Source organism: Xanthomonas sp. D-109 (assembly GCF_017746095.1).
Classification (GTDB): domain Bacteria; phylum Pseudomonadota; class Gammaproteobacteria; order Xanthomonadales; family Xanthomonadaceae; genus Xanthomonas_A; species Xanthomonas_A sacchari.
Genome location: NZ_JAGHWV010000010.1, coordinates 179218 through 193492, shown reverse-complemented (window position 1 = coordinate 193492; position 14275 = coordinate 179218). Strand labels below are relative to the sequence as shown.

The window sequence follows — 14275 nt, the reverse complement described above, 5'->3', positions numbered from 1 at the left end:
GCCGTCAGCGACCTCGACCGCGATGGCGAAGGCCTGCAGCCCAGCAATGCCGCGGTCGGCATGCCGCGCTTCAGCGGCGATGCGCAGCCGCTGCCGGACAGCGGCGTGGCGTTCGCGCCGGGGCAGGCGCAGGGCCAGTTGCAGCGCACGTTCGCCGCCGACCTGGCGGCGGGTGCCGGCCGCGCGCCCGGCCGCGATTTCTGGATCGACCGCCTGCTGGCGCGGCAGGGCACCGGCGGCGGCTTCGGCGACAGCAACAACTGGCTGTTCACCCGCGGCCGCGCCGCCTACCTGTACACGCACAAGCCGGAGGAGCCTGGCTTCGTCGGCGACGTGGCCTACGTGCACAAGACCGGCCACGACGCGCTGTTCCGCCTGCAACTGGAGCGCGACGGCGTGCCGATCGCGCTGGTCGAGGACAGTGCGCAGCGGCGGCAGACGCCGAGCTATTTCAGCAGCGTGTACGCAGGCGGCGGCGTGCGCCTGCAACTGGTCAAGTTCATCAGCGAGCAGAACGTGGCGGTGGCCGAGCTCACCGTGTCCAGCACCGATGGCGCGGCGCATGCGCTGACCGTGCGCGCGGTCTCGCCGATGGCTACGCATCCCGACGGTGCCGAGCTGACTGGCGCCTTCGTCACCCACAACGCCATCACCACGCTGTTCCCGCGGCTCTCCGGCGACGGCTTCGCGGTCGATGGCGCGAGCATCGCGCGGCCATTGGCGGTGCCGGCGCACGGCGCCGCGCCGACGCTGAAGGTGCAGTTGGGGCTGATCGCGCGCGAACTGCCGGCCGCACAGCAGGAATACCGGCGCATCGCCGCGCAGTCGCCGCAGCAGGCCTACCGCGACCACGTCGTCGCCTACAACCGCTGGTGGGCCGACAACCTGCCGTACCTGGACACGCCCGAGGACAATCTCGACAAGACCCTGTTCTACCGCTGGTGGTTGTTGCGCTTCAATTTCCTGGACGCGGCGGTGCCCGGCAACGACTACCAGTTCCCGGTGGCGATCGAAGGCGTGCTCGGCTACGACAACGCCATCGTGCTCACCACCGGCATGTTCATCGACGACCTCAAGTACCTGCGCGATCCGCTCTACGCCTACGGCTCCTGGCTCGGCACCGGCGAGACCGCCGGCGGCGGCAAATACGTGGACAATCCCGGCGCGCCGGAGAACTGGTCCAACTCCTACGCGCAATACCTCAGTGCTGCCGCCTGGCGCGCCTACCAGGTGCACGGCGGGCCGCCCGCGATCGCCGGGCAACTGGCGCGCTACGCCAGCGACGACGTGGACGCGCTGCTGCGTGCCTACGACCACAATGGCAACGGCCTGATCGAATACGACTGGGCGGCGATGACCGGCAACGACGCCGATGCGGTGTCCTTCGACTGGGCCAAGCGGCATGGCGCGCCGCGCATGGACCGCAGCGAGAGCGCGTACGTGTACGCCAATGCGCTGGCCGCCGCGCAAGCCGCGCAGTTGGCCGGCGATGCCGCCACGGCCACGCGCATGCAGGCGCTGGCGGCGAAGATCCGCCGTGCCGTGCTGGACGTGCTGTGGCAGGACCACAGTGCACAGGCCGACGGCATGGGTCTGCACGGCGACCTGCTCGAGCAGCGCCAGGCCGACGGGCCGCGGCTGCCGGTGGACTGGAAGGAAACCAACAACTATTACCCCTTCAGCGTCGGCCTGATGCCCAAGCACGGCGATGCCGACGACGACCCCAAGTACGTGCGCGCGCTGCGCCTGTTCGCCGATGCGCGGCAGTTCCCGCTGTTTCCGTTCTACACCGCCAACCAGGCCGATGCGCAGGCGCGCGGCGCCGGCGGCAGCAACAACTTCTCGGTGATCAATTCCACCGTGGCGTTCCGCCTGCTCGGCAGCGTGTTGCGCGATTACCCAAGCCCGTACCTGGATGCGTCCAGCTACCGCAAGCTGCTGTACTGGAACGCGTGGGCGCACTACATCGACGGCGACAACCGCTACCCGGACCAGAACGAGTTCTGGGCGCAGGGCAGCGCCGCCGATGGCGGCCGCATCGGCTATCGCTCGTGGATCCACCACACCCAGCTCGGCGCCACCAACTTCACCGTGATCGAGGATGCGATGGGCCTGCGCCCGCGCAGCGACGCCCTGATCGAGCTGTATCCCATCGACATCGGCTGGGGCCATTTCGCCGCCGACCGCCTGCGCTATCGCGATCGCGACCTGAGCATCGTCTGGGATCGCGACGGCCGCCGCTACGGCGGAGCGGCGCCGAAGGGCTATTCGCTGTACCTGGATGGCCACCTGGCCTTTACCGTCGACCGCCTGGCGCACCTGCTGTACGACCCGGCCAGCGGCCGCGTGCAGGCCTTGCCGGATGTGGTCAATGCCGGTGCCGCGCAGATGCAGGTGCTGGCCGCGCATCGGCTGGCCTTGCAGGCGCCGCAGCAGGTGCGGTTTCCTGCCGCGGCGCGGATCGGTGCGGTGCTGGCCGAGGCCGGGCTGGACACCACGCTGCCGCCGGCCGCGCGCAACCTGGCGCAGGGCGCGACGGTCAGCGCCAGCTATGCGGCCGACGGGTTTCCGGCCACTGCCGCGGTCGACGGCAGCACCGCCAACGAACCGTTCTGGGGCACCGCCGGTTCGAGCAGCAGCAGCGACTGGCTGGAGTTGGATCTGCAGCACCCGCAGACCCTGGACGACGTGCGCGTGTACTTCTATCGCAGCTCCTCGCCGCCCGGCGAACAGCACGGCTTCCCGTCGGGCACGCGCGCGGGCTACGCGCCGCCGTGGCTGTATGTGCTGCAGTACTTCGACGCCGGCGTGTGGAAGACCGTGCCGGGTCAGGTGCGCGATGCGCCGATCGCACAGGGCAACCGCAACCGCATCCGCTTCCCACCGCTGCGCGCGCAGCGCTGGCGTTTGCAGGTCACCCATGCCGGCGCGCTGCGCACCGGGATCAAGGAGATCCAGGCCTATGCCAGCGGCGCCCCGGCGCCAGCGGTGCAGGGCAACCAGGCGCCGCAGGTCGAGGCCTGGCAGGAAGACGGCAGCAGTGCCGGCGGCGTGGTGCGCCTGGCCGGGCGGGTCGGCGACGACGCGCTGCCGAACGGCACGCTTTCCCTGCACTGGCGCGTGCTGCAGGCGCCGCCCGGCGGTGCGGCGCTGTTCGAGCAGCCGCAGGCGGCCACGACCGAGGTGCGCTTCACTGCGCCCGGCGCCTACACCCTGCAGCTGCAGGCCGACGATGGCGCGCTGCAGGGGCACGCCGAGGTCGCGGTGATCGTGGCAGCGGCCCCGGCCGGGCAGACCCTGCAGGTGCAGGGCGAGGCCACGCCGAGCGCGCAATTTACCGCCGGCCATCACCGCCTGCAGGCGCTCAACGATGGGCTGCTGCCGACGCCTGACCAGGTGCCGGCCGCCGACCGCCGCTGGGGCAGTTGGGGGCGCGCGCAGCCGGCCTCGGTGTGGGTGCAGTACGAGTGGCCGCAACCGCAACGGCTGAACGCGGCGGCGCTGTATTTCTGGGACGACCAGCCGCAGGGCGGGGTGGCGTTGCCGCGCGCGTGGACGCTGCAATACCGGGACGGCACACAGTGGCGCGACATCGCCGTGCGCGGCGGCTATCCGGTGCAGGGCGATGGCGCGCCGAGCCGGGTGACGTTCGCGCCGGTGGTCACCACGGCCTTGCGCGCGGTGCTGCAGACCGCGACGCAGGGCGAAGGTCACTACGCGGTCGGCCTGGACGAATGGCAGGTGTTCGCCGAGCGCGCGGTGGCGACCGAAGCGGTGGACGTGCGTATCGCGCCCGGCCAGGCGCCGACGCTGCCGGCACGCATCGCCTGCTACTTCGCCGACGGCCGTTGGTCCTGGCTGGGCGTGCGCTGGCCGCAGGTCGATGCGGCGGCGCTGTCCGGCGAGGGCCGCGTGCAGGTGCAAGGCCTGGCCGACGGCGGCGTGCCGGTCACTGCCAGCATCTGGGTCCGCGCGACCGCGCCGGGTCAGCTCACCACCGTGCAGGCGCCGCCGCCGCTGCACGTGCCTGCGGGGCAGGCGCTGGTGCTGCCGGAACTTGTCTCCGTGCAGTACAACGACGGCTCGCGCGAGCGCGTGCCGGTACGTTGGGCACCGCTGGCGCCGGCCTCCTATGCCAAGCCCGGTCGCCTGAGCGTGGTCGGGCAGGCGCAGGGGCGCGAGGGCAGCGGCGAGTTGCCGGTGCGGCTGGAACTGGTGATCGAGGCGGAGGCGGCGCCATGAGCCGCCCTCCCATGCGCAGGGTGGTCGCATCGCTGCTCTTGGCATGGGGCGCCTGCATCGGCCTGCTCGCGGGCGCCGCACCGGCAGTACCGTGGTCGCGGCAGGTGCAGGCGCCGGGCAATCCGATCCTGGCCGATGGCCGCGACTATGCGGCCGATCCGGCGCCGCTGGTCGCCGACGGCAAGCTCTACATCATCGCCGGCCGCGACGAAGCGCCGCCGGAGCTCAACGACTTCGTCATGGACCGCTGGCAACTGCTGGTCACCGACGACGTCGGCAGCGGCCGCTGGACCTACTACCCGGCACTGCTGCGTCCGCAGCAGGTGTTCGCCTGGGCCGCGCCCGGGCACGCCTACGGCGCGCAGATCGTGCAGGGCCCGGACCGGCGTTACTACCTGTATGCGCCGGTGCAGGAGGCGCACTCGCGCAATGCCGATCCGTTCGCGATCGGCGTGGCGGTGGCCGACAGCCCAGTGGGCCCGTGGCGCGACGCGCATCCGCAGGGACCGATCCTGTCGCAATCGCTGCTGACGCCCAACGCCATCCAGAACATCGACCCGACCGTGCTGGTCGACGACGACGGGCGGGTGTACGTGTACTGGGGCACCTTCGGCAAGCTGTTCGGCATCGAACTGGAACGCGACATGGTGACGCCGAAGGGCCAGCCAGTGGCGGTGACCACGCTGGACGGCTACTTCGAGGCGCCGTGGCTGTTCAAGCGCAACGGCACCTACTACATGGCCTACGCCGGCAACCATGCCGGGCCGGATTCGGACTGCACGCCGACGCTGTACCACGCGTGCATCGCCTACGGCAGCGCGCCGTCGCCGCTGGGGCCATGGACCTACCGCGGCGTGATTCTGCCGCCGGTGTCCTCGACCACCTCGCACTCGGGCATCGTGCAGTTCAAGGGACAGTGGTACCTGGTCTACCACACCGCCGACGCCAAGGGCGGCGGGCATTTCCGCCGCAGCGTGGCGATCGACCGATTGCAGTGGGACGACACTCGGCAGCCGGCGCGGATCCTGCCGGTGGTCGCCACGCGGCGGGCACAAGCGCCGCTGCCGCCGCAGCGCAACCTCGCCCGCTATGCGCAGGCCAGCGCGTCCAACGGCCCGGACATCCCGCACCAGTACTGGATCGCCGCGCTCAACGACGGCCGGGTCAAGCGCAATCCGTTGCCGCCGCAGCTGTGGGGAAGTTGGACACCGCACAACCCGCCGCAGCAATGGCTGCAGTACAGCTGGGCGCAACCGGTGACGCTGCAGGGCAGCCGCATCCTGTTCTGGGCCGATCATCCGCCGGGCGCGGACAGCGGCGTGGCGCCGCCGGTGCGCTGGCGGCTCGAGTACCGTCGCGACGGCCGCTGGTGGCCGCTGGCAGAAAGTAAGCGGGCACCCGTCGCCAGCCGCTGGCAGACGCTGCGCTTCGCGCCGGTGACCACGCGCTGCGTGCGCGCCGTGCTGGACGCGGCGGGCAGCGGCGAGCGCTACGCGGCGCTGGCGGTGCAGGAGTGGGAGATGCTGGCACCGCAGGCGCAGCGCCTGCCGCAGGCCACCGCGGCGGATGCGCAGCGCTGCGACACGCCTTGAGGCGAGGCGGGGATGCCGATTGCGCCGACGTCGCCGACCTTCGCGTGCGTTCCAGTGGCGAGCCCGTCGCCGACATCGGCCGCAGTTGCCGGCCGCATCATGTTCCTGTCGTGACGCCAGTTTGATTTTCGGAATGTGTGCGGAATTAGCCCGATTCCGTGGGGATAACCGTAAGGTGCATTGCGTTTCACTGCATTAGGCTGCCCATGGGCTAGCGATATGCGCGTGGCTGACGCCGCCTGTTGTCGGCGTTGCGCCGGCCGCGTTCCTGTACCTGCATGCCATCGGGGTGATGGCGGATCATCCATCACCGCAGCCTGTTGCAGCGCATCGCGCGTCGCTCGCCCAATCCATCCAATGTCACCGAACAAGAGGAGTGTGGAGCCGTGAAAATTGCTGCTTCTCGATTCGTGCGTCTGGTGTCCACGGTGTGCCTGTCGGCGGTTCTGGTCCTGGCTGCGCAGCATGCGCATGCGGCGGCCGTCTGCACCGCCGGTCAATGGGTCGCCAATCCCGACGACACCGACATGCCGGCCGTCCGCTACGAAACCCAGCACTTCGCGTTCCGCTGGAAGGACGGACAAGCCGTGTCGCAGGACGACGTGACTTCGGCAGCCAAGGAGTTGGAGTCGATCTGGGACGACTACATGGGGCGCGTCGGGTTTCCCGAGCCGTACTGCAACACGGCAACGAAGTACAAGGTCAGCGTCTACCTCGACCACAGCTTCGGCCTGAACGGCGGTACCTCCGCCAGCGGCGGCATGGGCATGTGGATCAATCCGGACCAGTTGGGGTATCACTGGGGCCTGGCGCATGAATTGACCCATGGCTTGCAAGGCAGTACCGGCGGCTTGCGTGATTCGCCGTACGTCGGCTGGATCTGGGAATCGCATGCCAACTGGATGGCGCACCAGTATTTCCACGACGACGTGCAATGCTCGGAGATGTTGGTGAACTACCCGCATCTCTATCTTGGCTCGACCCGCGACCGCTACTGCAACTGGCAGTTCATGGAGTACCTCAAGGATCGCTTCGGTTACGCGATCATCAACGATCTGTGGGCCAAGGCGCCCAAGCCCGGCGATTCCCGCCAGGCCGATGCCGATCCGTTCTCGATCATTCGCGACAACATGGGGTGGAGCCAGTCGCAGCTCAACGACGTGCTCGGCGACTGGGCCATGCACAACGTGCAGTGGGACTACACCGACCCGGACGGTCGCGACCATGGCGCCGTGATGCGCCAGCAATACGGCAGCAATACCGCGTTCGATCCGGAAAACCTGGCCGACGAGACCAATCGCGATCGCGCACTGCGCCTGACCCAGCTGGATCCGGTGCAGGGCCAGACAGGCGTCTATCAAGTGCCGTTCGACTGGGCGCCGCAGCGTTGGGGCTACAACCTGGTCCGGCTGGTTCCCGCCCAGGGCGCCGGGGCGGTCGTGGTGCGATTCCACGGCGACGTGCAGCAGGCATCGGCGGTCGACACCTTGCCTGGGCTGGCGAACGATCCTGATGGCATCGGCACGCCGGACTCGGATTGGCGCTGGGGCCTGGTCGCGATCGATGCCAACGGCAAGCCACGCTACAGCGCGCTGCAGCAAGGCGCCGAGGCCTCGCTGTCGTTCCAGCTCCGCAGCGGCGACAGCGACCTGTATCTGGTGGTGATGGGGACGCCGAGCAAGATGCAGAAGATCAAGTGGGATCAGTCCTACTATTCGGTCTACCGCTACCCGTGGAGCGTCACGTTGGAGAACGCGTATCCGTCGGGCCAGCAGCCCGGTGCGCCGACGCCGACGCGCGTGGGCGGCCGTCACTCCAACGGCGGTGGCTGGGTCGCCCAGAACGCCTATGTCGCGTCGACGGCCTATGTCGGCCCGCATGCGCGGGTGCTGGGGGGCAAGGTGCTGGGCGATGCGCGCATCGAGGATCATGCGACGATCCTGGGCGGGCAGGTGCAGGACGGCGCCGTGGTCGGCGGGTTGAGCCTGCTGCAGGACGGGGTGACGGTGAAGGACCGCGCCCAGTTGCATACGGTGTTCAAGCCGGCGGGAGCGTTCGGCGGGTTCACGCTGTCCGGTTCCGCGCAGTTGCGTGGCGACGTCGAGCAACGCGGCGCGTCGGCCAGCAAGGGCGTGTTCTACGGCTACGTCGATGCGGATACGGTGACCAACCCCGACTATGGCGCCGACCTCACCGACGCGGTGCCAGAGGTCACGGCGAAGCCGCAATGACCGCCCGGCAATGACTGCCAGGCGGTGTCGCAGCGGATGCACGGTGCATTCGCTGCGACACCGCCGCAGTTTCCCGGTGCCGTTCGCGTTTGCAGGCGCTGCCCGCAGGGCGTGGTCACCTGTGGCAGGCGATGCGGTGATTCGGCAGAAATCCGCATCTGCACGCATCAGTGGGGACAAGACGCGCTGTCACCCGGATGACACAGTGACCATGGATCCGCCGGTCGTTGCCCTGCGGCGTCGGCGTCCCGACATCTCACACAGGAGCAGTCCATGCCTCGATGCGTTTCTTTCCCGCATGCCGCCTCGCACGCGGGAGGCCGGCGATGAGCGGGCAGGGCATGCATCGGCATGGCGCCGCCTGCGCGCACGCAGCTGCCGACGCGGCCGGCGCCGCGCTGGATCCTTCGCGGCGCCGCTTCCTGCAATGGAGCGCACTGGCGGTGGCCGCCGGGCTGCTGCGCTTCCCGCTGGACGCCGCCGCGTCCACGCCCGGGCGCGTGCAGGCGCTGCCGTTGCAGCAGGTCACGCTGAAACCCTCGCTGTTCCTGGACTCGTTGCAGACCAACCGCCGCTACCTGCTGGAACTGGAGCCGGACCGCCTGCTGCACAACTTCCTGCAATACGCCGGCCTGCCGCCGAAGGGCGCGGTGTACGGCGGCTGGGAGGGCGACACCATCGCCGGCCACACGCTGGGCCACTACCTCAGCGCACTGGCGAAGATGCACGCGCAGACCCGCGACCCGGTGCTGCGCGAACGCATCGACTACATCGTCGCCGAGCTGGCGCGTGCGCAGGCGCAGGATCCCGACGGCTACGTCGGCGGTTTCACCCGCAAGAACGACAAGGGCGAGATCGAGGGCGGCAAGGCGGTGCTGGAGGACGTGCGCCGCGGCATCATCAAGGGCAGCAAGTTCAATCTCAACGGCAGCTGGTCGCCGCTGTATACCCAGCACAAGCTGTTCGCCGGCCTGCTCGACGCGCATGCACTGGCCGGCAGCAAGCCGGCGCTGGAGGTGCTGCTGCCGCTGGCCGCCTACACCGCCGGCGTGTTCGATGCGCTCGACCACGCGCAGATGCAGACCCTGCTGGACACCGAGTTCGGCGGGCTCAACGAGTCCTACATCGAACTGGGCGCGCGCACCGGCGATGCACGCTGGGTCGCCATCGGCAAGCGCCTGCGCCACGAAAAGGTGATCGATCCGGCCGCGGCCGGGCGCGACGAACTGCCGCACATCCATGCCAATACCCAGGTGCCCAAGTTCATCGGCGAGGCGCGTCAGTTCGAGGTCGCCGGCGATGCCGATGCGGCCGCGGCGGCACGCTTCTTCTGGGAGACGGTGACCGCGCACTACAGCTATGTGATCGGCGGCAATGCCGACCGCGAGTATTTCCAGGAGCCGGACACCATCGCCGCGTTCCTGACCGAGCAGACCTGCGAGCATTGCAACAGCTACAACATGCTCAAGCTGACCCGGCACCTGTACCAGTGGACGCCGCAGGCGCGCTACTTCGACTACTACGAGCGCACGCTGCACAACCACACCATGGCCGCGCAGCATCCGGCCACCGGCATGTTCACCTACATGACGCCGATGATCAGCGGCGGCGAGCGCGGTTTCTCCGACAAGTTCGATTCGTTCTGGTGCTGCGTCGGCAGCGGCATGGAAGCGCACGCGCAGTTCGGCGATGCGATCTACTGGCAGGACGCCACCTCGCTGTACGTCAATCTCTACATTCCCTCGCGGCTGGATTGGACCGAGCGAGATCTGGCGCTGGAACTGGACAGCGGCGTGCCCGACAACGGCAAGGTGCGCCTGCAGGTGCTGCGCGCGGGAGAACGCGCGCCGCGGCGCCTGCTGTTGCGGGTGCCGGCCTGGTGCCAGGGCCGCTACACGCTGCGCGTGAACGGCAGCCCCGCACGGGCCGCGCTGGTTGATGGCTACCTGACGCTGGAGCGCGACTGGCGCGCCGGCGACGTGATCGACCTGGACCTGGCCACGCCGCTGCGGCTGGAACACGCCGCCGGCGATGCGGACACGGTGGTCGTGATGCGCGGGCCGCTGGCGCTGGCCGCCGACCTCGGGCCGGTCGGCACACCCTACGACGCGCCGGACCCGGCGCTGGTCGCCGCGGCCGATCCGCTGCGCGGCTTCGCCGAGCTGCCGCAGCCCGGCCATTTCCTGGCCAGCAGCACGCAGCCGCCGGGCCTGACCTTCGTGCCGTTCTATGCGCAGTACGAGCGCCGCAGTGCGCTGTATTTCAAGCGCATGGGCCCGACCCAGTGGACGCAGGAATCCCAGCGGCGGGCGCGCCGCCAGGCCGAGCAGGACAAGCTGCGTGCGATCGCGGTGGACATGATCCAGTTCGGCGACGAAGCTTCCGAGCAGGCGCACCAGTTGCGCAGCGACACCTCCTTCGGCGGTGCCTACCGCCGCCAGCAGTGCCGCGACGTGCGCGGCAAGGGCTTCGTCGAGTTCCGCATGCGCGGCAGCGCGCAGCCGCTGGCGCTGCGGCTGCGCTTCTGGGGCAGCGACAAGGGCCGCTTCAACATCCTGGTCAACGGCAAGCTGGCGGTGGAAGTGGCGGTGGAGCGCGGCCAGGTGATCGATTTCGTCGACCGCGACTACCCGTTGCCGCCGGAACTGACGCGCGATGCGCAGCCGCTGACCGTGCGCATCGAGCCGCAGCACGGCGACACCGCCGGCCCACTGTTCGGTGGCTGGCTGATCCCGGCGTGACCGCAACCAGCGGCATCGCCGTGCGCAGCGATGGCAGTGTGTGCCTGCCGTATCGGTGTCTGCGCGACACAGCGCCATGCCTCGTCACGATCGCTCATGCAGGCGCGCAGCCACGCACGACCATGCATGATTCCGCATGCGAAACCGCGAATCGCGACAAGACGCGGGCGTGCGCACACGTCACAGTGTGACCGCGTGATGAAAATCTGATCGCATCGTCGTACCGGCCGTGGCGCCGGCGCGCGCCACCGGAGCGCCGCCATCGTCGTCGGACGTCATCGCAGGAGCGGGGGAGCCGCGCACGGCCGTGCGCGCAGGAGATCGGCTTCCCCGTTGTGCGCCAGGCCGTCGTGGTCCGGTGCAGGCACGCCACCGCAGGCGCCGCGCAGGCGCCACCGTCCAGCAGGTCCGTCCGTCGGCATGGCGCCGGCATGGCGTCGTTCGGCCTGCGTTTCTCCGCTGTCTCGTCTCGCCACCTTCCAGGAGCCCGCCCCATGTCGTTTCCGCAGCCACGCCCTTCCTTCCGCCATGCCGCGACGCCGCTGGCGCTGGCAGTCGCCACTGCCCTGTCGCTGGGGAGCGCAGGGGCGGCGCAGGCGCAGGAGGCGAGCGCCGACAGCGCCACCCAGACCCTGGACAGCATCGTGGTCACCGGCTCGCGCCTGCGCCGCGTCGATACCGAGACCGCCAACCCGGTGGTGACCATCAGCCGCGCGCAGATCGAAGCCACCGGCAAGGCCACGCTCGGCGACCTGGTGCAGGAACTGCCCTCGATCGCCGGCAATGCCACCAATCCCAACACCAACAACGGCGGCGGCACCGGCGCGTCGGTGATCTCGCTGCGCGGCCTCGGCGAGAAGCGCACCCTGGTCCTGGTCAACGGCACGCGCCTGGCCAGCAACGACGTCAATGCGATCCCGGCGACCATGATCGAGCGGGTGGAAGTGCTCAGCGACGGCGCCTCGGCGGTGTACGGCTCGGACGCGATCGGCGGCGTGGTCAACTTCATCCTGCGCAAGGGCTTCGACGGCGTCGAGGCCAGCGCCGACTTCGGCACCAGTTCGCGCAGCGACGGCAACCGCCGCAACTTCTCGCTCACCGCCGGCAAGACCGGCGAGCGCGGCAGCATCGTCGCCGGCCTGTCCTACCACGACATCGACCCGGTCTCGGCCGGCGCGCGCGCGTATTCCAAGGACGCGCTGTCGCTGATCGACGGCGTCGGGGTGAAGCAGGGCTCCTCGGCCACGCCGACCGGCAGCATCAGCTTCAACGACGGCTCTGCCGCGGCCAAGGCGCTGGCGGCCAGCAACGGCTGTTCGCGGGTCACCTTCAACGGCGGCAGCAGCAGCCCGACCAACGCCAGCCAGTACCACTGCTACGTCGCCTCCACCGATTCCTACAACTACCAGCCGTACAACCTGCTGCAGACCCCGCAGGAACGCACCAACGCCTTCGTGCTCGGCAGCTACCGCTTCAGCGACCACCTGGAAGGCTACGTCAACACCTATTTCAGCAAGACCACCTCGTCCTCGATCATCGCGCCGATCCCGATCTTCGCCAACGGCGACAACTTCCTGGTCTCCTCGGCCAGCTACTACAACCCGTTCGGGGTCAACTTCGGCACCGACCGCAGCACCGGCACCTCGTACAACAACTTCAACACGCGCGCCACGGTGCTGGGCAACCGCCGCTACGAGTACAACACCTACAATTTCCAGATCAATCCGGGCCTGCGCGGCAGCTTCGGCGACAGTTCCTGGCAGTGGGATGCCAGCCTCAACTACGGCAAGGTCAAGCAGAAGTCGATCAACTACGGCTTCCTCGACTACGCCGGTTTCAATGCCGCGGTGGGGCCGTCGTTCCTGGCCGCCGACGGCACGGTCAAGTGCGGCAGCGCCGGCGCGGTGATCGCCGGCTGCACCCCGATCGACGTGTTCAACCTCAACGCCGCCAGCAACAAGGCCGCGCTGGAAGCGCTGGTGGTCAACCCGATCGTCACCAACGTCTATACGGTCAAGCAGTTCGAGGCCAACGCCAACGGCGAACTGTTCGCGCTGCCGGCCGGCACCGCGAGCCTGGCCGTGGGTGTCTCCTATCGCAAGGAAAGCACCAGCACCGCCGCCGATCCGCTGTGGACCGGCGACGAGAACGGCATGTGCGGCGTGATCGAGTTCTGCGCCTCCGTGCTCGGCGGCAGCTTCAGCGTCAAGGAAGCCTATGCCGAAGCGCTGTTCCCGCTGCTGGCCGGGCTGCCGGGCGTGCACTCGCTCAACCTGACCGTGGGCAGCCGCTTCTCCGACTACGACACCGTCGGCAGCAAGACCAACAGCAAGGTCTCGCTGGAGTACCGCCCGATCGAGAACCTGCTGCTGCGCGGCACCGCCTCGCAGGTGTTCCGCGCGCCGAACATCAGCGAACTGTATGCCGGCGTGGCTGGCGACTCGCCGTCGGTCACCGACCCGTGCAATGGCTACACCGGCGGCCATTCCGCCGCCTGCGCCAACGTGCCGACCGACGGCAGCTACCAGCAGGCCGACAACCAGGTCGGCGCCAAGGCCTCCGGCGCGGCAGTGGCCGGCTACCAGCTCAAGCCGGAGACCGGCATGTCCTACGACTTCGGCGTGGTCTACGACCCGGGTTGGGTCGAGGGCCTGTCGATGAGCGCGGACCTGTGGAAGATCAACCTCAAGGACACCATCACCCAGGTCTCGGCGCAGACCGTGCTCAACCAGTGCTACGCCAACGATGCCAGCGCGTTCTGCGCGCTGATCCATCGCAACGACAACGGCACCATCAACTACATCGCAGAGCCCACCGTGAACCTCGGCAAGCTGTGGGCCAGCGGTGCGGATTTCAGCCTCACCTACCGCCTGCCGGACACCGCCTGGGGCAACTTCAGCGCCGGCCTCAACGGCACCTACGTGATCCGCTACGACATCAACCCCGACACCACCGACGCCAGCACCGTCACCATCCACAACGCCGGCAAGTACACCTACGCCTACGGCAACTTCCCGCGCTGGCGTGCACTGGGAACCTTGAACTGGAACCTGGGCGACTGGAGCGCGTCGTGGCGCGTCCGCTACATCGGCCGCACCGAGATCGGCAGCGCCGATACCCGCCAGAGCCTGTCGGCCGATGCCGACCAGCCCGCCGTGGTCCGCGACATCGGTGCCTACGTCTACCACAGCGTGCAGGTGGGCTATCAGGTCAAGCCCTGGAACACGCGCTTCGAAGTGGGCGTGGACAACCTGGCCGACCGCCAGCCGCCGCTGTACTACGCCAACAACGTCACCAACGCCAACACCGACGTGGCCACCTACGATCTGCTCGGCCGCTACTACTGGGCGCGGGCGACGGTGAAGTTCTGAGCGTGCCTTCCGGCAGTCCGACCCGGGACGTTGCAGCGCCCGTCGCAGGCGGGCGTCTGCGCAAGCGCAGCGTGATGTGGGGCTGCGCGCTGCTGCTG

General features: G+C 69.1%; 5 protein-coding genes. All 5 read left to right on the top strand.

Going from position 1 to position 14275, the window contains the following annotated elements; translation table 11 throughout:
• The first annotated feature begins 60 nt into the window (after window positions 1–60).
• The 5 genes from J7357_RS11365 to J7357_RS11345 all read left to right on the top strand — a co-directional run bounded on the left by J7357_RS11365 (window position 61) and on the right by J7357_RS11345 (window position 14177).
• The gene (locus J7357_RS11365) at window positions 61–4242 is read left to right on the top strand and encodes an Ig-like domain-containing protein (RefSeq protein WP_209246560.1); all 4182 of its coding nucleotides are present in this window, start codon (window positions 61–63) and stop codon (window positions 4240–4242) included.
• Between the two features lie 11 nt (window positions 4243–4253).
• A complete protein-coding gene (locus J7357_RS11360; protein WP_209246558.1) occupies window positions 4254–5834 on the top strand; it encodes a family 43 glycosylhydrolase in 1581 nt (526 codons plus the stop codon).
• Between the two features lie 428 nt (window positions 5835–6262).
• The gene (locus tag J7357_RS11355; protein ID WP_209246556.1) at window positions 6263–8065 is read left to right on the top strand and encodes an Svx/AvrXca family virulence/avirulence protein; all 1803 of its coding nucleotides are present in this window, start codon (window positions 6263–6265) and stop codon (window positions 8063–8065) included.
• A gap of 326 nt (window positions 8066–8391) precedes the next feature.
• Entirely contained in the window at window positions 8392–10806 is a 2415-nt protein-coding gene (locus J7357_RS11350) for a glycoside hydrolase family 127 protein (RefSeq protein WP_209246521.1), read from the top strand.
• 494 nt (window positions 10807–11300) lie between these two features.
• Window positions 11301–14177, top strand: a complete 2877-nt coding sequence (locus J7357_RS11345) for a TonB-dependent receptor (RefSeq protein ID WP_209246519.1) — start codon at window positions 11301–11303, stop codon at window positions 14175–14177.
• The last annotated feature ends 98 nt before the right edge of the window (window positions 14178–14275 follow it).

What these genes read in the sequence shown, in the direction of transcription:
- J7357_RS11345 (WP_209246519.1), top strand. Translation starts at nt 11,301, where the DNA reads ATGTCGTTTCCGCAGCCACGCCCTTCCTTCCGCCATGCCGCGACGCCG.
- J7357_RS11350 (WP_209246521.1), top strand. Translation starts at nt 8,392, where the DNA reads ATGAGCGGGCAGGGCATGCATCGGCATGGCGCCGCCTGCGCGCACGCA.
- J7357_RS11360 (WP_209246558.1), top strand. Translation starts at nt 4,254, where the DNA reads ATGCGCAGGGTGGTCGCATCGCTGCTCTTGGCATGGGGCGCCTGCATC.
- J7357_RS11365 (WP_209246560.1), top strand. Translation starts at nt 61, where the DNA reads ATGCCGCGCTTCAGCGGCGATGCGCAGCCGCTGCCGGACAGCGGCGTG.